Origin of the sequence: Bradyrhizobium liaoningense (genome assembly GCF_018130955.1) — a bacterium.
GTDB classification, from domain to species: Bacteria; Pseudomonadota; Alphaproteobacteria; order Rhizobiales; family Xanthobacteraceae; genus Bradyrhizobium; species Bradyrhizobium liaoningense_C.
Genome location: NZ_JAFCJM010000063.1, coordinates 1 through 19380 on the forward strand (window position 1 = coordinate 1; position 19380 = coordinate 19380).

22 protein-coding genes are annotated in these 19380 nt (G+C 64.4%); 12 read left to right on the top strand and 10 right to left on the bottom strand.

What is annotated here, in order from left to right; genetic code table 11:
* The 4 genes from JQ632_RS32175 to JQ632_RS32190 all read left to right on the top strand — a co-directional run.
* Positions 1-1884, top strand: a 1884-nt coding sequence (locus JQ632_RS32175) for a DUF1522 domain-containing protein (protein ID WP_212406675.1), incomplete at its 5' end; no start/stop codon positions are given.
* Positions 1885-2112: 228 nt separating this feature from the next.
* Positions 2113-4401 carry a DUF1522 domain-containing protein gene (locus JQ632_RS32180; RefSeq protein WP_212406676.1) on the top strand — a complete coding sequence of 763 codons (2289 nt, stop codon included), beginning with the start codon at positions 2113-2115 and terminating at the stop codon, positions 4399-4401.
* 289 nt (positions 4402-4690) lie between these two features.
* Entirely contained in the window at positions 4691-5059 is a 369-nt protein-coding gene (flaF, locus tag JQ632_RS32185) for a flagellar biosynthesis regulator FlaF (RefSeq protein ID WP_212406677.1), read from the top strand.
* A 13-nt stretch (positions 5060-5072) separates the two neighbouring features.
* Complete coding sequence (locus JQ632_RS32190) at positions 5073-5441, top strand: hypothetical protein (protein ID WP_212406678.1); 369 nt, start codon at positions 5073-5075, stop codon at positions 5439-5441.
* A 15-nt stretch (positions 5442-5456) separates the two neighbouring features.
* On the opposite strand, the gene JQ632_RS32195 is transcribed toward JQ632_RS32190, so the two are convergent.
* From JQ632_RS32195 to JQ632_RS32210, 4 genes are all read right to left on the bottom strand, one after another.
* Positions 5457-5819: a hypothetical protein gene (locus JQ632_RS32195; RefSeq protein WP_212406679.1), complete on the bottom strand. Its 363-nt coding sequence runs from the start codon at positions 5817-5819 to the stop codon at positions 5457-5459.
* 142 nt (positions 5820-5961) lie between these two features.
* Positions 5962-6459 (bottom strand): hypothetical protein, encoded by a 498-nt coding sequence (locus JQ632_RS32200; RefSeq protein WP_212406680.1) that lies wholly within the window; start codon positions 6457-6459, stop codon positions 5962-5964.
* Between the two features lie 12 nt (positions 6460-6471).
* Positions 6472-6849, bottom strand: coding sequence for a flagellar assembly peptidoglycan hydrolase FlgJ (flgJ, locus tag JQ632_RS32205; protein ID WP_212406681.1), 378 nt, complete (start codon positions 6847-6849; stop codon positions 6472-6474).
* On the bottom strand, positions 6849-7973 hold the full coding sequence (locus tag JQ632_RS32210; protein ID WP_212406682.1) for a flagellar basal body P-ring protein FlgI: 1125 nt from the start codon (positions 7971-7973) through the stop codon (positions 6849-6851). Before JQ632_RS32210 ends, flgJ begins: the two co-directional genes overlap by 1 nt.
* Positions 7974-8245: 272 nt before the next feature.
* Between JQ632_RS32210 and JQ632_RS32215 the strand changes: the two genes are divergently transcribed.
* Positions 8246-8659, top strand: a complete 414-nt coding sequence (locus tag JQ632_RS32215; protein WP_212406683.1) for a flagellar assembly protein FliX — start codon at positions 8246-8248, stop codon at positions 8657-8659.
* 201 nt (positions 8660-8860) lie between these two features.
* On the opposite strand, the gene JQ632_RS32220 is transcribed toward JQ632_RS32215, so the two are convergent.
* Positions 8861-9232, bottom strand: coding sequence for a helix-turn-helix domain-containing protein (locus tag JQ632_RS32220; RefSeq protein WP_212406684.1), 372 nt, complete (start codon positions 9230-9232; stop codon positions 8861-8863).
* A 129-nt stretch (positions 9233-9361) separates the two neighbouring features.
* Here JQ632_RS32220 and JQ632_RS32225 point away from each other — a divergent pair, with 129 nt between their 5' ends.
* From JQ632_RS32225 to JQ632_RS32235, 3 genes are all read left to right on the top strand, one after another.
* On the top strand, positions 9362-9973 hold the full coding sequence (locus tag JQ632_RS32225; protein WP_212406685.1) for an NAD(P)-dependent oxidoreductase: 612 nt from the start codon (positions 9362-9364) through the stop codon (positions 9971-9973).
* A gap of 214 nt (positions 9974-10187) precedes the next feature.
* Positions 10188-10553, top strand: a complete 366-nt coding sequence (gene dksA / locus JQ632_RS32230) for an RNA polymerase-binding protein DksA (protein WP_085966600.1) — start codon at positions 10188-10190, stop codon at positions 10551-10553.
* Between the two features lie 342 nt (positions 10554-10895).
* Complete coding sequence (locus JQ632_RS32235; RefSeq protein ID WP_212406708.1) at positions 10896-11675, top strand: 2-keto-4-pentenoate hydratase; 780 nt, start codon at positions 10896-10898, stop codon at positions 11673-11675.
* Between the two features lie 68 nt (positions 11676-11743).
* Here JQ632_RS32235 and JQ632_RS32240 read toward each other — a convergent pair whose 3' ends face one another.
* From JQ632_RS32240 to flgF, 5 genes are all read right to left on the bottom strand, one after another.
* On the bottom strand, positions 11744-12142 hold the full coding sequence (locus JQ632_RS32240; protein WP_212406686.1) for a ClpXP protease specificity-enhancing factor SspB: 399 nt from the start codon (positions 12140-12142) through the stop codon (positions 11744-11746).
* Positions 12143-12323: 181 nt separating this feature from the next.
* On the bottom strand, positions 12324-13088 hold the full coding sequence (flgH, locus tag JQ632_RS32245; protein WP_212406687.1) for a flagellar basal body L-ring protein FlgH: 765 nt from the start codon (positions 13086-13088) through the stop codon (positions 12324-12326).
* Positions 13089-13091: 3 nt separating this feature from the next.
* The gene (flgA, locus tag JQ632_RS32250; protein ID WP_409363523.1) at positions 13092-14210 is read right to left on the bottom strand and encodes a flagellar basal body P-ring formation chaperone FlgA; all 1119 of its coding nucleotides are present in this window, start codon (positions 14208-14210) and stop codon (positions 13092-13094) included.
* Between the two features lie 3 nt (positions 14211-14213).
* Positions 14214-15002 carry a flagellar basal-body rod protein FlgG gene (gene flgG, locus JQ632_RS32255; RefSeq protein WP_212406689.1) on the bottom strand — a complete coding sequence of 263 codons (789 nt, stop codon included), beginning with the start codon at positions 15000-15002 and terminating at the stop codon, positions 14214-14216.
* Positions 15003-15023: 21 nt separating this feature from the next.
* Positions 15024-15785 carry a flagellar basal-body rod protein FlgF gene (gene flgF, locus JQ632_RS32260; protein WP_212406690.1) on the bottom strand — a complete coding sequence of 254 codons (762 nt, stop codon included), beginning with the start codon at positions 15783-15785 and terminating at the stop codon, positions 15024-15026.
* A gap of 383 nt (positions 15786-16168) precedes the next feature.
* Between flgF and fliL the strand changes: the two genes are divergently transcribed.
* The 4 genes from fliL to JQ632_RS32280 are packed head-to-tail and all read left to right on the top strand — an operon-like array spanning position 16169 to position 19120.
* Positions 16169-16669 carry a flagellar basal body-associated protein FliL gene (gene fliL, locus JQ632_RS32265; RefSeq protein ID WP_212406691.1) on the top strand — a complete coding sequence of 167 codons (501 nt, stop codon included), beginning with the start codon at positions 16169-16171 and terminating at the stop codon, positions 16667-16669.
* Positions 16670-16688: 19 nt separating this feature from the next.
* On the top strand, positions 16689-17891 hold the full coding sequence (gene fliM / locus JQ632_RS32270; protein ID WP_212406692.1) for a flagellar motor switch protein FliM: 1203 nt from the start codon (positions 16689-16691) through the stop codon (positions 17889-17891).
* The gene (locus JQ632_RS32275; RefSeq protein WP_212406693.1) at positions 17888-18337 is read left to right on the top strand and encodes a DUF6468 domain-containing protein; all 450 of its coding nucleotides are present in this window, start codon (positions 17888-17890) and stop codon (positions 18335-18337) included. The genes fliM and JQ632_RS32275 overlap by 4 nt, the downstream gene beginning before the upstream one ends.
* Positions 18338-18346: 9 nt before the next feature.
* Positions 18347-19120: a MotE family protein gene (locus JQ632_RS32280; RefSeq protein ID WP_212406694.1), complete on the top strand. Its 774-nt coding sequence runs from the start codon at positions 18347-18349 to the stop codon at positions 19118-19120.
* Positions 19121-19380 lie beyond the last annotated feature (260 nt).

Consider the following 19380-nt stretch of genomic DNA (forward strand, 5'->3'; position numbering starts at 1 on the left):
AGCAACGTGCTGTATGACGGCACCGCGGGCGGCACCCATGCCGCGACCTCGGCGATCACGCTGGGCGCGACCCAGGGCGTCGATACCGGCGCGGCCGCGACGGCCGGTGACGGTTCGACGGCTCTGACCGCCGCCATCACCCTGATCGCCAACGGTGCTGCGACTGCCACGGGTCTGGTCGGCAACGCCCAGCCCGCCGATGGCGACACGTTGACCGTCAACGGCCACACGATCACCTTCCGCGCCGGTGCTGCTCCGGCCTCCACCGCTGTTGCCAGCGGCTCGGGCGTGTCGGGCAACATCGTGACCGACGGCAGCGGCAACTCGACCGTCTATCTCGGCACCACGGCTGCGCCGGCGGCGACCGCCGGTGACCTCGCCACCGCGATCGACCTCGCCAGCGGCGTCAAGGTTGCCGTGAACAGCGCCGGTGCTGCGACCATCAGCACGAGCGCTGGTGAGACGGCCTCCGACGTCGGTGTTACCTCGGCCGGCAAGGTCACGCTGCGCAGCTCCACCGGTGCCGACCTCAGCGTCACCGGCAAGGCGGACCTGCTCAAGGCCCTCGGTCTCAGTTCGGCCGTCGGCGGCGGCAACGCCACCGTGAACGTGGCTCGCACCACGAGTGCTGCTTCGCTCGGTCAGTTGATCCAGGACGGATCGACGCTGAACGTCGACGGTCACGTCATCACCTTCAAGAACGCCCCGGTTCCGGGCTCTGCGGGTGCTCCTGCGATCCCGACCGGCTCCGGCAAGAGCGGCAACGTCATCACCGACGGCGCCGGCAACTCGACGGTCTATCTGCAGGCCGGAACGATTGCTGACGTTCTGAACGCGATCGACCTTGCCACCGGTGTCCAGTCGGCGAGCATCGCCGCCAACGGCACTGCGACGCTGTCGACCGCCTCGGGCCAGACCAACTCGTCGATCAATGCCTCTGGTCAGCTCAAGATCTCGACCGGCGTCAATGCCGACCTGTCGATCACGGGCACGGGCAATGCCCTGAACGTTCTGGGCTTCGCCGGCAACACCGGCACGGCGACCGCCTTCACCGCGGCGCGTACCTCCGGTATCGGCGGCATCTCCGGCAAGACCTTGACCTTCACCTCCTTCAGCGGCGGTACGGCGGTCAACGTCACCTTCGGCGACGGCACCAACGGCACGGTCAAGACGCTCGACCAGCTCAACTCGTCGCTCCAGGCCAACAACCTGACTGCGACGATCGACGCCAACGGCCTGCTGACGATCTCGACGACCAACGACTACGCGTCTTCGACGATCGGCTCGGCGGCTGCGGGCGGTGTGATCGGTGGTACGCTCACCACCGCGCTCACCTTCTCGACGGCGTCCACGCCGGTTGCGGATACCGTTGCACAGACGACCCGGGCAAACCTGGTCAACCAGTACAACAACATCCTGCAGCAGATCGACACGACCTCGCAGGACTCCTCGTTCAACGGTGTCAACCTGTTGAACGGCGACCAGCTCAAGCTGGTGTTCGACGAGACCGCCAAGTCGAGCCTCAACATCACCGGCGTGACCTACAACTCGAAGGGTCTGGGCCTCGCCGCGTTGACCGGCGGTGTCGACTTCATCGACAACTCGGCGACCAACAAGGTGCTGTCCAAGCTGAATACCGCGTCCAGCACGCTGCGTTCGGAAGCGTCGAGCCTGGGTTCGAACCTCTCGGTGGTGCAGGTGCGTCAGGACTTCAACAAGAACCTGATCAACGTGCTGCAGACCGGTTCGTCCAACCTGACGCTGGCCGACACCAACGTCGAGGCGGCGAACAGCCAGGCGCTGTCGACCCGTCAGTCGATCGCGGTCTCCGCGCTGTCGCTGGCCAACCAGTCGCAGCAGAGCGTGCTGCAGCTGCTCCGCTAATAAGCATCTGAAATTACAGAATAAATTGAGCGACGGGGCTCTTGCCCCGCCGCTCTTTTTTGGCATCTGGGAGGGCGTTTTGGCATTAACCGGCCGCTAACCGTACTGCTTAAGCCGTCGTTAACCATACTTTAAAGGACAGACCCTACAACTGGACAAAAGCCCGCTTTCCAGATCGGCGAGCCACGATTCGTACCCGGTATCGCGCTTCAAGAGGAAGACCCGCCAATGTCCAACATCGTTCTCTCGGCGTCGGTTCGCCAGAACCTGTTGTCGCTGCAGTCGACGGCCGACCTGCTGGCCACGACGCAGGAGCGCCTGGCCACCGGCAAGAAGGTGAACACGGCGCTCGACAATCCCACCAACTTCTTCACCGCACAGGGGTTGGACAACCGGGCGAGCGACATCAGTAACCTGCTCGACGGCATCAACAACGGTGTGCAGGTGCTTCAGGCGGCGAACACCGGCATCACCTCGCTGCAAAAACTGATCGACAGCGCGAAATCGATCGCCAACCAGGCGCTTCAGACGACCGTCGGCTACTCCACCAAGTCGAACGTCTCGACCACGATCCCCGGCGCGACACCGGCCGATCTGCGCGGCACAACCAGCTATGCGAGCGCGACGGCCAGCAGCAACGTCCTCTACACTGGTGCGGCAGGCGGCACCACCGCGGCGACCTCGGCGGCGACGCTCGGCGCACCGCAGGGTGTGACCACCGGCGCTGCGGCAACCGCCGGTGACGGCTCGACGGCGATCACCGCCGGCATCACCCTGATCGCGAACGGTGCTGCGACCGCGACCGGTCTCGTGGGCAACGCCCAGCCCGCCGACGGCGACACGCTGACCGTCAACGGCCACACCATCACCTTCCGTGCCGGCAGTGCCCCGACGACCTCGACGGTCACGAACGGCTCCGGCGTCAGCGGCAACATCGTCACCGACGGCAACGGCAATTCGACGGTCTACCTCGGCACCACCGCGACACCGACCGGCACCGTTGGCGACCTCGCGACCGCGATCGATATCGCCAGCGGCGTGAAGGTTGCCGTGATCAGCGCCGGTGCCGCGACGATCAGCACCAGTGCCGGTGAAACGGCCTCCGACGTCGGCGTCACGTCTGCGAGCAAGGTCACGGTGCGCAGCTCGACCGGCGCCGACCTCAGCGTCACCGGCAAGGCCGACCTCCTGAAGGCTCTCGGTCTCAGCTCGGCGACTGGCGGCGGCAATGCGTCGATCAGCGTGAATCGCACCACCAGCTCCACCACGCTCGGCCAACTGGTGCAGGATGGTTCGACGCTGAATGTCGACGGCCACATCATCACCTTCAAGAATGCGCCGGTGCCGGGCTCGGCGGGCGCTCCGGCGATTCCGACCGGCTACGGCAAGAGCGGCAACGTCATCACCGACGGCAACGGCAACTCGACGGTCTATCTCCAGGCCGGCACCGTCGCCGACGTTCTGAACGCGATGGACCTTGCCACCGGAGTTCAGACCGCAAGCATTGCCGCCAACGGCATTGCGACGCTGTCGACTGTGTCCGGCCAGGCCAACTCGACGATCAACTCTTCCGGCCAGCTCAAGATCTCGACCGGTATCAATGCCGACCTGTCGATCACCGGCACCGGCAATGCGCTGAACGTGTTCGGCCTCGCCGGCAACACCGGTACCGCGACCGCCTTCACGGCGGCCCGCACCTCCGGTATCGGCGGAATCGCCGGCAAGACCTTGACCTTCACATCCTTCAACGGCGGCACTCCGGTGAACGTCACTTTTGGTGACGGCACCAACGGCACCGTAAAGACGCTGAACCAGCTCAACGTCGCGCTGCAGGCGAACCACCTGACCGCGACAATCGACGCTAATGGCGTGCTCACGGTCACCACTGTGAACGAATATGCTTCCTCGACACTCGGCTCTACGACCGCCGGCGGCGCGATCGGCGGCACGATCACCGGCGTGCTTGCCTTCACGACGGCGCAGCCGCCGATCGAGGATCCGGTGGCGCAGACCGCGCGCGCGGGCCTGGTCAACCAGTTCAACAACATCCTGGCGCAGATCGACACGACGTCGCAGGATTCTTCCTTCAACGGTGTCAACCTGCTCAACGGTGATACGCTGAAGCTCGTCTTCAATGAAACCGGCAGCTCCACGCTGAGCATCAACGGCGTAGTGTTCAACGCCGCCGGCCTCGGCCTGAGCGACCTCGTCAGCGGCGTCGACTTCATCGACAACGGCGCGACGAACAAGGTGCTCGCGAGCCTCAACGCGGCGTCGAGCACGCTGCGGTCGGAAGGTTCGGCGCTCGGCTCGAACCTCTCGATCGTGCAGGTGCGCCAGGACTTCTCGAAGAACCTGATCAACGTGCTGCAGACCGGTTCGTCGAACCTGACGCTCGCCGATACCAACGAGGAAGCGGCGAACAGCCAGGCGCTGTCGACCCGCCAGTCAATCGCCGTCTCCGCGCTGTCGCTGGCCAACCAGTCGCAGCAGAGCGTGCTGCAGTTGCTCCGCTAATCGGAAGGCTGAGAGCCGTCGTTCATATCGTCGCGGCGGGGCCAATGCTCCGCCGTTTGTTTGAGTGAAATCGTCAAGAGTCGATTAGCTCAAATCTTCACGTAACGAGCATCACCGTTTACAGCCTGCGCGAGCGAATCTAGTTTCGAGAAGTGGAAGCATCCGCGACCCGTAATTCTCCGGAGGGCTTCCACCGTGTCACGTAAGCAAATCTTAAGCGGTGCTGCCTAGGGTTGGGAAAGAAATCCTTAAGCCTGTGTACTGGGCGAGGAAACCTCCAGGGTGACGAATGTCGAATTCTGCTGCTTCGGCCTACGCGCGTGTTGCCACGACCACTGCATCTCCTCGAGACATCGAGGCGCAGACGCTGCTCAAGGCCGCCAACAAGCTGCAGGATGCAGTCAACAATGCTGATCCGCTCAGCGAGCAGACGATGCAGGCCCTGATGTTCAACCGCAAGCTCTGGACCATCTTCCTGAGCGAAGCCATGCGCGACAACAATCCGCAGCCGCTCGACGTCCGGCAGAAGATCGCCAACATCAGCGTGTTCGTTTTGAGTCAGACGGCAGCGCTGCAAATGAGCCCGCAGTTCGACCACTTCCGTCCCCTGATCGAGATCAACCGCAACATCGCGGCCGGTCTCTCCGGGCGGCCGTAATCGGAGGCTTGCCGTGGCCGACATCATGAGCATCCTCTCGAAGTCGTATCGCTCGAGTGCTCTGTCGTCCGCGCCCGGTAGCGGCAAGTACACCGCCGTCGATCCGGCGAAATATCAGGGGACCTGGAGCGGCAAGTACGCCAACGGAAAGTCGTTCACGCTGAGCATCACGAACGTCAGTGGCTTTCGTGCCCAGATCAAGTACCAGAGCGAGGGCACCTCGCAGTATCAGCAGGTCTTGATCAAGGATTCCTCGTTCCGCTTTGGCGATACGAAGTTCACGCTGAGCAAGGACGGGCAGGCGGTCATCAAGAATGTCGTGACCGATCCGGCGACAGGCTCGACCTATCTGGATACGGCCTACGCGACGCAGGATAGCTGATCTAGTGCACTAAGCCTAAGCGCTCACGTCGGTGTTGACCGGCCGGGAAGGCTCCGACTTGCTCAGATCCAGTGCGTGGAAATAAGCGCGTCGCCGCAACATGGCTTCATCGGGAAACTGGTTCACCACCGCGTCGGTCTTGTCGTTGACGACCTGGAAGACGAACGACGCTGCCGCCTGGTCGAACACGACCTGCCGGGAAATATTCTCATTGTGCTGAAGATCATTGCGCGCGCCGGCGCCAGCCTCGCTCGCGCTCACCGTTTGGCTCGCGGGCAAGTCGGTTTGCACAGCCTCGTTCGCCGCCGGACCGGGCGTCGGTGCGATCTGCACGGGGGCCGGGATCCCCACCGGCCGTATGCTGAAATCTGTACTCATGGCGCCCTCCTGGTGCCTCGCGAGTCAAATCCCAACCCATCACTGGCCGCAACTATGGAACGGCAGTCTTAAAGGTCTGGTTAGGAATTATGGCTAACGGGGCGTCTGATTCGGGGCGCGACTTTTATTAAAGTCTGTCGGCTCAGAGCGAGCGGCTGACGGCGAGCGGCGTGATGTGACGCGGGCCCGGTGCGGCGCGACGCCCGGCGGCGGTGTAGGTGTTGGGCACGTTGCGCTTCTGGATCTCGGCGTTGACGCCGCGCACGACGCTCTCGGACACTGCGTGGGCCGTCGCGAGCACCGTAAGGTTGACCTGGAGCATGGCGCGAAAGGCGTCGTGGTGGCGGTGCAGCGTGGAGAGCAGCTCCGGCGCGGACTTCGCGAGCTGGGCCTGGTTCGCCTTCAGCTGCCCGACCGCCCCGACATAGCGGCGCGACAGCTCCTGCTTCTGGGTTTCGAACGCCATCGCCTCGCGCAGCCTGCCGGCGCGCACCAGCTCGGTCTCGCGCTCGACCAGGCCGAGCAGGGCATTCATCGCGTCCATCAGCTCCTTGGCCAGCCTGTGGGCCTCAGTGCTGCCGGGCGCGGCGGCCTGACGTTGGGCGGGCATCGGCGGACGTGACGTGGTGAAGTGGTTCATGTCGGTCGGTCCTTACGCCGAGCGGGCGATGCTCGGCGAGGCTTTGGCCTGCTGGAGGATGAGGGTGCGATAGACGTCACTGGCGATGCCGACGCCGCCGGCGCTGGCGAAATTCTTGGAGTACTGCTCGGTCAGCATCGAGCGCCACACGCCGGTGCCGGTCGTGCTACCGAACGGGCCTTCGCCCTTCACGCTCGACGTCATCTGCGAGAACATCGCGTTGAGGAACATGCCCTCGAAGTCAGTCGCGGTCTTCTGGGCGCGGGCCTGCTGCTGCGGCGAGACCTTCGTCAGCGCGTCTGCGAGCTCGAAATCCGGCCGGCCATTGCGGCTCTGCACGGAGAACGCCGAGGAGGCGAGGGCGGTGGAATTGATCATGCCCGTCGTCATCACATCACCTCGATGTCGGCTTCGATCGCGCCGGCGGCCTTGATGGCCTGCAAGATGCTGATGAGGTCGCGCGGGCCGATGCCGAGCCCGTTGAGGCCGTCGACGAGCTGCTGCAGCGAGACGCCGTCCTTGACCACCGCGAACTTCTTGCCGTCCTCGGTGACGCTGACGCCGGTGCGCGGCGCGACTACGGTGCGGCCGCGCGACAGCGGGTTGGGCTGGCTGACCTGCGGGCTCTCCGAGATCGTGACGGTGAGATTGCCTTGCGCCACCGCAACGGTGGCGACGCGGACGTCGCGGCCCATCACGATGATGCCGGAGCGTTCGTCGATGACGATCTTGGCGGCGAGGTCGGGATCGACCTGGAGCTGCTCGATCTCGGTGAGGAAGGCGACGACATTGCCCTTGAACTCCGGCGGGATCGAGAGCTGCACCGTCGAGGGGTCGAGCGGCTCGGCGGTCTTGACGCCGAGATAGTCATTGATGGCCGCCGCGATGCGCTTGGCGGTGGTGAAGTCGGCGTTGCGCAAGGCCAGGCGGACGTTCGGCAGCCGGTTCAGCGCGAACTCGATCTCGCGCTCGATGATGGCGCCGTTGGCGATACGTCCGACCGTGGGCACGCCGCGCACAATCTTGGCGGCTTCGCCCTCGGCCTGGAAGCCGGAGATCGCGAGCGAGCCCTGGGCCACCGCATAGACGTTGCCGTCGGCGCCGAGCAGCGGGGTGACGAGCAGGGTGCCGCCCTGGAGGTTCTTGGCGTCGCCGAGCGCCGACACCGTGACGTCCATCCTTGTGCCTTGCGTGGCGAAGGCGGGCAGGTTGCCCGTCACCATGACGGCGGCGACGTTGCCGGTGCGGATGGTGGCGCCGCGGATGTTGACGCCCATGCGTTCCAGCATCGCCTGCAGCGACTGCTTGGTGAAGGGGATGTTGTTGAGCGTGTCGCCGGTGCCGTTGAGGCCGACGACGAGGCCATAGCCGATGAGCTGGTTCTGTCGCACGCCTTCGATGTTGGCGAGGTCCTTGATGCGCGAGGTCGCGCCAGCGGATGTGACCGTGAACGCCAGCGCTGACAGCGCGGCGCAAGCCACTCCAAAAAACCTTGCCCAACGAACGCCCGACATCCTCTGCTCCCCGAGGCCCTTCAATGCTCGGACCTCTCGACACTCCCATGACGGTGCGGTCCGCCAAGCTCTATGCGAGCGCTGTGCCAGAACGACGTGAAACGATTAGGCGCTTGAGGAGATTGAATAAATTTCTTCCGAACGGCTCCAGAGGTCGTTCGCCCTGGAGAGCGAAACTGCCGGTCTGTCGGCAGATTTTGCCGGGCTGTTTACGAGTCATTAACCATAATGCGGCGAAGCTGCCGCTCGATCGATCACCTCGGATTCCACTGATGCGCATCTACGGACCGAACGGCACGACGCTTGGAACGCCCGCTGGCCAGGCCAAACGGACGGGCTCCAGCACCTTCGTGCTGCCCGATACCTCCTCGACGCAGGAGACCCGCGCCGCGACCGCGCCGAAGGCGGCCGCCAACATCGATGCGCTGCTGGCCTTGCAAGGCATCGAGGAGGATCCGGTCGAGCGCCGCAAGCGTTCGGTCGCCCGCGGCCGCACCGCGCTCGACGTGCTCGACGATCTCAAGCTCGGACTGCTCTCCGGCAATCTCGACTCGTCGACGGTGATGCGGCTGCGCGATGCGGCGGCGAACCTGAAGTCGTCCTCCGGCGATCCGGGCCTGGATGCAGTGCTGTCCGAGATCGAGCTGCGCGTCGAAGTCGAGCTCGCCAAGGCCGGGCAGGCCTGACTCCTATCATCATCCTCAATTCCTAACCCGTCACCCCCGCGCAATGGCGAAGCCATTGTCGCTGGAGGTGCCCTCTCTTCGGCGAGCCTCGAAGGGCGGTGGCCCGACGGCGGCCCTTCATCCTTCGAGGCTCGCCGTGCGATGCTTCGCACCGCGCAGCTGGCACCTCAGGATGTCGGGTCTGCTACCTTGCTTGTGTCCTCACGCCGCTTCCTGCTTCTGCTGCGCATCGTAGCGGCGCTGGGCGGCGAGCACGTCCTTCAGATTCTGCTCGGCCCAATCGCGCAAGGGATCGACGGCGGCGGCGAGCGTCACCCCGAGCTGCGTGATCGAATACTCCACCGTGACGGGCACGGTTGCGATGGCTCGGCGCTTGATCAGCCCGTCGCGTTCAAGTGACTTGAGAACCTGGCTCAACATCTTCTGCGAAATGCCTTCAATCGTTCGGCGCAACTGATTGAAACGCATCGGCTCCTCGCGCAGCAGCAGGAGGATCAGCACCGCCCATTTGTCGCCGACGCGATCGAGAATCTGACGCGTGGGACAGTTCGCAGCATAGACGTCCGGTTTCATGTCGTTTGTTCCTCGCAAGGCGTTCCGGTTACTCGGGTGTAATCAGGTAAGCACAAAGTGCTCTCTTAACACCAGCATTCTTTGCGATATCTAGTCTCTATTCGATACTATAGGAGCAAGGAGCCTTCCATGAAAATCGCAGTCGCCGGTGCCTCGGGTCGGGCCGGTTCGGAGATCACCAAGGAACTGTCCCGCCGCGGCCACACCGTCACGGCCATCGCCCGCAACCCCGAGAAGATCGCCCAGTTGGCTGATGTCACGGCGGTGAAGGGGGACGTGCTCGACCAGGCCGGCCTGACGAAACTCTGGGCCGGGCACGATGTCGCCGTCAGTTCCATCCATTTCCTTGCCAGCGATCCCCACAAGCTGATCGCCGCGGCCAGGGACTCGAAGGTCGGCCGTTACCTCGTGGTCGGCGGTGCCGGCAGCCTCGAGGTCGCCCCGGGCGTGAAACTGGTCACAACCCCCGGTTTTCCCGCACAGTACAAGGCCGAGGCGGAGAAGGGCTCGGCGTTCCTTGACCTGCTGCGGCAGGAAAAGGACCTGAACTGGACCTTTATCTCGCCGTCCGCCCTGTTTGTCGAAGGCGAGCGGACCGGAAAGTTCCGTCTCGGGACCGATCAGCTTCTCGCAGATGCGAACGGAAAGAGCTGGATCACCTTCGCCGACTACGCCATCGCACTCGCCGACGAGATCGAGCGCCCGGCGCATCCGCGGGCGCGTTTCACGGTCGGCTACTGAGCCTGTCTGCCGCCCCCTTGCCCTTGCGGATAAACCTTCCTGTGCAAGGGCTTGGGGGCGGTAACCGCGGATTGAGGGAAATATTGTCTGTCACGGGAGGCCGCTATATAAGCCCCGGCTCAACGGACCCTGTTCGTTGCGAGTCGTTGCTTAGAAAGATAGGCCGCCCTTGGAAAAGTTGAAAAACTACCGACCGACCGAAAAAGAGCCTTTCATGAACGACCGGCAGAAGGAGTACTTCCGGTTGAAGCTCCTTGCCTGGAAGGATGAGATCCTCAAAGAGTCCAAGCTCACCCTGCAAGCCCTGCAGGAGGAGAACGTCAACCACCCCGATCTCGCAGATCGGGCCTCGTCCGAAACCGACCGTGCCATCGAACTGCGTGCCCGTGATCGCCAGCGCAAGTTGATCGCCAAGATCGACGCAGCGTTGCAGCGCATCGAGGACAACACCTACGGCTATTGCGAGGAGACCGGCGAGCCGATCTCGTTGAAGCGGCTCGAGGCGCGTCCGATCGCAACGCTTTCCGTGGAAGCGCAGGAGCGCCACGAGAAGCGCGAGAAGGTCTATCGCGACGAATAAAGCGGCGTCGCGCACCCGCGCGGCTCCTTATGAAGGACGCATTTGGCGCGCATGTTCGCGCCGGGGCCTATTTTTGGCGCGCCGATTGTGGCCGCGCGCATCAGCCCGACACGCCGATCCCGAAAACTGAATCGCGATCAACGGGCTAGACTCAACTCCTTCATCCTCACGTGAGCTCGGATGAGAAACAGCCTTCACTTGAGCTGAGGGTGGTTTCGTGAGTCCGGCCAACGGGATCGATTCAAGTCTTGAGGTGAGGTGACCCACGGGCGCTTGTCAGGCGGGGGCCGGGGTGCTGAACTGTACGACCTGAGTTGTGTAGCGTGGGAGGCGGCGCCGATGGTGGACAGAATTCTCGCAGCCGCAAAGGCGATCGCGCTGGCGCGCCGCAACCATGCCCCGCTCGCGCGGCTCGAGGTTCCCCCGCGCGATGAAGCCGAGGGGTACAAAATCCAGCGCGCGCTGCATGACGTGCTGCTGCCCCATGTCGGCTCGCTGGTTGGCTACAAGATCGGCTGCACCAGCCAGGTCATGCAAGACTACATGCAGATCGACCATCCCTGCGCTGGCGGCGTGTTCGAGAAGGTCGTGCATGACAGCGGCGCAAAATTGGCTGCCTCCGACTATGTCCGCGTCGGTGTCGAATGCGAGATCGCCGTCCGGCTGAAGCGCGACCTCGCCCCCGGTGAGGCACCGTTCACCGCCGAATGGGTGGGCGAGGCGGTCGATGCCTACGCTCCCGCCATCGAGATCGTCGACGACCGCTATGTGAAGTGGGAGACGATGGGCGCGCCGACCCTGATCGCGGACGACTTCTTCGCCGCCGGCTGCGTGCTCGGACCTGCGGTCGCGTGGTCGGCGGTGCCGGATCTCAAGGCGGTCGCCGGCCGCGCCATCCTCAACGGCGAGGAGGTCAGCAAGGGAACCGGCGCCGACGTGCTCGGCCATCCCCATAATGCGCTGGCTTGGCTCGCCAATCACCTCGCCGCCGAGGGCAAGGGCCTGCATGCCGGCCAGCTCGTGCTGACGGGGAGCCTGGTCAAGACGCTGTGGCTGAAGGCCGGCGACAAGGTGCGAATGGAACTCGACGGCATCGGGACGGTCGAGGCGGAGTTTACCTGAGGACTCTGGATTCTTGTTTTGACGCGTTTTCTTGACGCGAACCGGTATCCACTTCGCTCGAAAACGCTTTACTTGCCCCAGCACACCGGCCGGTCCATGTCCCAGAAACCCGTGACCGCGTCGAACGGCACCACCAGCCATTTGTATTGACGCTTGAACCACACGCCGACCTCAAAACCGTCGTTCGTCACGGTGAGCTTGTGGAACTCGTGTTGCAGGACGATCGACAGCTCGTCCGGATATTTCTCGATCAGGTCGACGGGCAACCTGACGCCGGCCGCGCGGGTCTTGAACTGCACATGGATCGGCCGCTCCTCCGAAGCGAGCTTGAGCGTCGCGATTCCCTCCGCCTGCCGCAGCACGATGCCGCAAGTCTCGGCGCGCGCAGGCGCGGCGAGGGCGGCGAGGGCGACGAGAGCGGCGAGAAAGACCAGTCGCCTCGCGATCATGTTGATGTGCAATTTCATGGACCTGGCCGCATTCCTTCATGCTTCAGTGGCCGCGACTCGCAGTTTGGTTCAAGTCTGTGACCGCAATGGCACAGGCGGAAAACTCATGCGGCCCTCGCCAGGGGAGCTAGCGAGGGCCGCGTAGAACATCGCATCGCGCCTAGGTTCGCAACGAGATGTGGGAGCTCGGGAGAAAGTCTCAGAAGGGCAGCAGCACGTCCATCACCTGCTGGCCGTATCGCGGCTGCTGCACGTCGGTGATCTGGCCGCGGCCGCCATAGGCGATACGGGCCTGGGCGATCTTGGTGGAGTCGATGGTGTTGTCGCTCTGGATGTCCTCGGGGCGGACGATACCGGCGACGATCAGCTCGCGGATCTCGAAGTTGACGCGGATCTCCTGCTTGCCCTCGACCACCAAATTGCCGTTCGGCAGCACCTGGGTGACGACGGCGGCGACGTTGGTCTGCAGGGCTTCCTTGCGGTCGACGCTGCCCTTGCCTTCGCTGGAGGAGGTGGAATCGGCGGTCAGGATACGGCCGGGCAGGATCTTGTTGGCCTGCGTGATCGTCTTCGCGCCGATGAAGTCCGAAATGCCCGAATCTTCCTTGTTGGTGCGGCTGCGCGAGGTGTCGTTCTCGATATTGGCCTTGTCGGTGATGTTGACCGTTACCGTCAGCAGGTCGCCGACCTGGCGGGCGCGCTGGTCCTTGAAGAAGGCGCGGCTGCCGTTCCGCCACAGCGAGTTCGGGTTGTACGAGGCCACTTCCGGCTTTGGCATCGGCATCTGCACCGGCTTGTAGCCGGGCGCGGCGGTCGGGTTATCGATCGCCGACAGCTTTGGCTGCTCGCCAATCTGCGACAGACGGTCGATCGAGGAGCATCCGCTCGCGAAGGCAAAGGTAGCCAACAGCGCTCCGGAAAGGACGATGCGACGAAGACGGGCGGCGGAACCGAACTGGGACATGACTTACTCTGACTTGGCTTGAGCTTGCGAGATCTGGGTTTTGGCGAGCGCTGCGGGCGGGCGGCTTTCGTCACGCTGGAGCGACGAGGGTTCGCGCTGGAGCGATGAAGGCTCCCGCTGGAGCGACGAGGTCTGCTCGGCGGGTGCTGCGATCGGTGCGGACTGGCTCGCGCCCTGGACCGTGACCTGGCCGCGGCCGGTGACGACGCCCATCAACGTCCGCTTGGACTGGAGATTGAGCACGCTGACGGTGTCGCCCTCGGCGCCGTTGTCGACGGCCTTGCCGCGCGTTGTGAGATAGAGACCGGGCACCTGGTAGATGATGGTGACATTCTGGTCGCGCTGCACCAGGTCCGGCCGGGCGATGTCGGCGACGCGGAGCGGCTGGCCTGCGCGCATCGGGCGGCGGAGCTGCATGCCGACGGCGCGCTCGCGCGAGGCGGCCTCGCCGGTGACCTCCGCGCGCGGGCGGCGCTCGGTCGTGACGTCGGAGGATTTCAGCATCTCGGTGCGGTCGATATCGCGCGTCAGCACGGCGACTTCCACGGTCTCCACCGCCGTTCCCGTGAAACGCAGCTTGGTTGGTGCGGCGCTGGCGTCGTTGTGGATCTCGAAGGTCAGGTCGAAGCGGGTGCTGCGCGGATCGTAGCGGACGGCGCTCGGCTGCAGCGGACCGGTGTTGGTAGCGTCCAACCGCACGTCGGAGAGACCGCGGTCGATGGCGACGGTGATGTTGGCGGCCTCGCCGAGGCCGAAGCGGCGCTCCAGTGCGGAGGCGATCGCAAGCTCCAGATCCTTGTTGGCGAGCGTGCGGGCAAGCCGGGTGACCGAGACTTCCTTGATGTCGCCGGTCATCACGCCGATCACCTGCTTGGCGCGCAGCACGTTGATCACCTGCGCGACCGGCAGGGCGCCCGTGGTGCCGAGGTCGGGCGAGCGATAGACCGGGATCAGCGCGGCCGAGCCGGCATTCTCGACGAGGTCGCCGACGCGGACGACGTCGGAGGTGACGGTGATGCTGGCGCGCAGCGTCGGTTGCGCGATCACGTCGTCGGCCGCGCGCGCGGGCAGCGTCAGCGCGAGCAGGGCCGAGAGGGTTGCGATTGTCTTCAGCATCGTCATGGCTCAGCGGAACAGCGCGGTGGTGGACTGCATCATCTGGTCGGCGGCGCTGATCACCTTGGCGTTCATCTCGTAGGCGCGCTGGGCGGCGATCAGGTCGCTCATTTCCGAGACGACGTCGACATTGGCCTGTTCGAGGCTGCCTTGCGTGATGTGGCCGTAGCCTTCGGAGTTGGCGGTGCCGTCCTGCGGCGCGCCGGAGGAGGGCGTCTCGGTGAACTGGTTGCTGCCGACCGGCTGCAGGCCCGCCTTGTTGATGAAGCGCGTCACGCCGATCTGGCCGATGATGGTCGAGCTGGTCGAGCCCGGCAGCGTCACCGAGACCTGGCCCTGCATGTTGACGGTGATGCCCGAGGCGTTGTTCGGGATCGTGATCGTCGGCTGCACCGGATTGCCCTGCGCCGTGACGATGCGGCCCTGGTTGTCCATCTGGAAGGTGCCGTCGCGGGTGTACTGGTAGGAACCATCAGGCATCAGGATCTTGAAGAAGCCTTCGCCGGAGACGGCGAGATCGAGATCGTTGCCGGTCTGCGACAGCGTTCCCTGGGTCATGCTGCGCGGTGTGCCGACGGTCTTGACGCCGCCGCCGATGTCGACGCCGACCGGCAGGATCGTGCCCTGGTCGGAGGACTGGGCGCCGACGCGGCGGACGTGTTCGTAGATCAGGTCCTGGAACGCCGCGGTCTGCTTCTTGAAGCCGGTGGTGCGCAGGTTCGCGATGTTGTTGGAGATCACCTGAACGTTCAGTTCCTGTGCCGCCATTCCGGTCGCAGCGGTGTGAAGCGCTTGCATGTCAGTTCTCCCCTGGTGGCGTTACGCTGGAACGTCGGCGAGCTTCTCGATCGCCGATTTGTGGAGGTCGCTCTGCTGCTGGAGCAGGGTGGCAAGCTGGGTGTAGGCGCGGGTCACCTCGAGCATGCGGCTCATCTCGGCGACCGAGTTGACGTTCGACTTCTCGACAAAACCCTGCTGCACGGTGGACTTGGTGTCGGCCTGCGCGGTGGCGCTGCCGGTGCCGTAGAGGTTGAAGCCGATCTTTTCCAGCCGCTGCGGGTTGTCGAAGGCGACGAGGCGGATCTTGCCCCGGATCGAGTCGGCCTTGCCGGAGCCTTCCAGCACCGTCACGGTTCCGTCGGGCGCGATGTTGATGTCGTGGTCCGTCGGCTGGAAGGTGATCGGGCCGGCATTGCCGAGCACGGGATTGCCATCCGAGGTCACGAGCTGGCCGACATTGTTCATCGAGAACTTGCCGTCGCGGGTATAGCGCTCGCCGCCGGCGGTCTGCACCGCGAAATAGGCATCGCCGCTGATGGCGACGTCGAGCGGGCTCTTGGTCTGCTCCATCGGCCCCTGGCTGACGTCGCGGAAGGTGCCGCGGTCCTGCACATAGGAGACCCGGCGGTCGGAGCCGATGAAATTGTCCTCGCGCGCGCCGGAGTTGAGATACTCCTCGAACAGCGAGCGGTCGGCCTTGAAGCCGTTGGTGTTGGCATTGGCGACGTTGTTGGCGATGGTGTCCATCTGCCGTTCCAGCGTGACCTGCCGTGCTAATCCGATCAGAAGCGCGTTCTGCATCGGTCGATCTCCCCTGAGTGAAGCCCGCCGCGCCGCTCTCCCAAGCGTCTTGGCCGACCCGTCGACGAGACCTTCAGGCTCTCCCAAACCATCCGGTCTCGGCCCTCTCTCAGCGAAAGCCGTGCCAACGCGAAAAAATGTTGTTTTTCAAATGTTTGGTTGTTTGATGCGGCTGCGGAGAGGGGGCAGAAAGGTTCTGTTGACCATGTTTGCCCGGCAGATTTTTCCTAGCGGGAGGCCGATCGAAAGGTTCTGTTAACCATGATTACCGTAGCGTTTGCGTGAGAGGAGCGCGGTTCGCGCTGGGGCATCTGTATCGCATCGCAGGCTGCCAGCAGGCATCGGGCTCAGACCCTTTATATTAATGAGCGGGCCGGGCGGTCATGGCAGAGAACGAAGCGGAAGGCGGCGCAGCCGCCGAAGGCGCGGAAGCCGCTCCGCCGAAGAACAAGCTCAAGCTCATCATCATGGTGGTCGGCGTGCTCGCCGTGCTCGGCGGCGGTGCTGCGACCTGGTTCTTCTTCTTCCGCCACGGCGATGACGAGCACCATGCCGAGGCCGCGCCTCCGCCGAAGCCGCCGGCCTTCGTCGACGTTCCCGACATGATGGTCAACCTCGCCGGCGCGCCGGGCGAGCGGGTGCAATATCTGCGGCTCAAGATCGTGCTGGAGCTGAAGGAAGAGAAGCAGATCGAGGCGATCAAGCCGACGATGCCGCGCGTCACCGACATCTTCCAGACCTATGTGCGGGAGCTGCGTCCCTCCGACCTCAACGGCTCGGCCGGCATCTTCCGCCTCAAGGAGGAGCTGACCAAGCGCGTCAACGCCGCGGTCGCGCCGATCCAGGTCAGCGCGGTGCTGTTCAAGGAAGTCGTGGTTCAGTAGGGCTGATGGGCTGATAGCCATGGCGGGCAACGATCAAGTCGACCAAGATGCCATAGCCGCGCAATGGGAAGCCTCGCTCGATTCCGAGGATCCCGCGGAGGCCGCGAAGGCTGCTGCCGAAAACGAATTATCCGAGACCATGGCCCTGCAATGGGCGGCCATGGTCGAAGACGGCAGCCGCGACTTCGGCAGCAGCAAGAATTCCGGCGAGCGGGTGCTGTCGCAGGAGGAGATCGACAATCTCCTCGGCTTCACCGTCGGCGACGTCACGCTCGACGACCATTCCGGCATCCGCGCGATCATCGATTCGGCGATGGTCTCCTACGAGCGTCTGCCGATGCTCGAAATCGTCTTCGACCGCCTGGTGCGGTTGCTGACGACGTCGCTGCGCAATTTCACCTCCGACAACGTCGAAGTCTCGCTCGACCGCATCACCTCGGTGCGCTTCGGCGACTACATGAACTCGATCCCGCTGCCGGCCGTCCTCTCCGTGTTCAAGGCCGAGGAGTGGGAAAACTTCGGGATGGCGACGGTTGATTCCAACCTGATCTATTCCATGATCGACGTGCTGCTCGGTGGTCGCCGCGGCACGAGCCAGCTCCGCATCGAGGGCCGGCCCTACACCACGATCGAGACCGAGCTGGTCAAGCGCCTGGTCGAGGTGGTGCTGGCAGACGCCGAGCAGGCGTTCCGGCCGCTGTCGCCTGTGACCTTCACCATTGACCGGCTCGAGACCAATCCGCGCTTTGCAGCAATCAGCCGTCCCGCCAACGCCGCGATCCTGGTGCGCCTGCGCATCGACATGGAGGACCGGGGCGGCAACATCGAATTGCTGCTGCCCTATGCCACCATCGAACCGATCCGCGGCGTCCTGCTGCAGATGTTCATGGGCGAAAAGTTCGGCCGCGACCCGATCTGGGAAGGCCATTTCGCCACCGAGATCGTGCAGGCCGAGATCGCCGTCGACGCCGTGCTCTACGAGGCGGACATTCCCTTGAAGCAGTTGATGCGGCTGAAGGTCGGCGACACCCTGCCGCTCGACATGCGGGCCGATGCCACCGTCTCGGTGCGCTGCGGCAGCGTCATGCTCACCGAGGGGCGGATGGGACGGGTCGGCGACCGCGTCGCGATCCGGGTCACAAAACCTTTGCGCAAGCCTTCGACGACGCTTGCGATGTTCGAGAAGGTCGACGAGCAGAACAAGATGATGGAGGCCCAATGAACCACTCCCTGGGAATGGCGATCGAGATGCTGGTGGCTGTCCTCTTGATGCTGACCATCGGCTACTGCATCCTGCTCAACAAGCGGCTGACGCGGCTGAAGGCGGACGAGCATTCGCTGAAGGCCGTCATCGCCGAGCTCATCACCGCGACCGAGATCGCCGAGCGCGCGATCGGCGGCCTGAAGCTTGCGGTGCGCGACGTCAACGAAAATCTCGGCAGCCAGCTCTCGGCCGCGACGCAGATGTCGGAGCAGCTCTATCGCCAGCTCGGCGAGGCCGATAATGTGGTGCGGCGGCTCTCCAAGATCACGCTGGCGGCGCGTCCCGTCACGCATCCGGAAACGGTTGCCGCCGCTCCGGTCGCAAAACCATCCGCCGCCAAGGCGGTCGCCGCCGCCGCCGAAGCGTTCTCCGAGCGCAGAAGGTCGAACGGCATCGCCGCATAAAGTGCCTGCATGAAATCCTTTCGTAATATCCGCGTCATCCCGGTCGTTCTGGTTGCGGTCGCAGGCCTCGCTACGCTGAAGGTCGCGGGGCTCGTGGTCAATGGCGGCTACGTGTTCGACTACAAACCGAGCGCATCCGGCAAGAAGTCCTGGGCCGAGGAGAATTTGAACTTCCCGACCGGGCGGGAAGAGCTCGACATCACCGGTTCGACGCATGGCGCGCCGAAGGAAGCGCCGAAACCCGCAGCGCCCGAGAGCAAGCCCGAGGGCACCGTGGTCAAGATCGAAGAGCCGCAGTCGCAGGTCTCGCCGTCGGAGCGCGCGATCCTCGAGCGCCTGCAGGCGCGCCGGCAGGAGCTCGAATCGCGCCAGCGCGAGGTCGACATTCGCGAGAGCCTGTTGAAGGCCGCCGAGAAGCGCATCGAGTCCAAGGTCGAGGAGATGAAGGCCTCGGAGTCGCGCATGTCGGCTGCGGCGGCCGAGCAGAAAGCGGCCGAGGCACAGCGGCTCAAGGGCCTCGTCATCATGTATGAAAGCATGAAACCCAAGGATGCCGCGCGGGTGTTCGACCGCCTCGAGATGGGGGTGCTGATCGAGATCGCGACCCAGATCGCGCCGCGCAAGATGTCCGACATCATGGGCCTGATGCAGTCGGAATCGGCCGAGCGGCTGACCGTCGAGATGGCCCGCCGCGCCGGCGGAGGTGGTGGGGACCGCGCCGCAGATGCGGCCGACCTTCCCAAGATCGACGGCCGCCCGATCACGCCGCAAAGGTCGAACTGAGGCTCGAGGCGCGCCGCGCTTCGGCAACCTGCGCGCTAAAGGGCGGATCGTGCTCTAGCGCGCGGTCGTTCGACTGAGGCCCGGCCACACCGCTTGCTTGTCGAGTTCGCGAACGCTCGTTCGCACCCTGCTGCCAGGCGAACGCAACTGCTGCTCGACGGGAAGAAGAGTCTCGTCATGCTGCTTGATCAGCGCGGCCCTTGTGTCGCGCGTCACGAGCTGCAGCGTGCTATGGCAACAGGAGCACTCATACATTTTCA